Annotated in this window: 1 protein-coding gene; it reads right to left on the bottom strand. The window is 56.8% G+C overall.

Annotated features, from left to right (window positions below):
- On the bottom strand, positions 1–222 hold a 222-nt coding region (locus LD028_RS10015), incomplete at both ends, for an ATP-binding protein (RefSeq protein WP_237811727.1).

Here is a 222-nt window from a genome sequence, read left to right as displayed (position 1 = left end):
ATTTGGCGGAAGAGGTCCACCTTGCGGTATTTCGGTTCTTCCCCCAACCCAAGGGCCAGACCGCGGTAAAAATCCATCACGCCTCCGGTGGATAACGGAAAGTAGACGACATGATACAATGATGGATTCAATGACTCTTTCAGCGCCCGAAGGGCGAACGTCTTGCCCGCCCCCGGCTCTCCGATCAACAGCCCGATTCCCCGCGTTCGCTTCACGTACTCC

It is taken from the genome of Anoxybacillus sp. LAT27 (assembly GCF_022030075.1).
Classification (GTDB): Bacteria; Bacillota; Bacilli; order Bacillales; family Anoxybacillaceae; genus Anoxybacillus; species Anoxybacillus kestanbolensis.
Note: the sequence above shows the minus strand (reverse complement) of the source record. Positions and strands in the feature narration are given on the sequence as shown.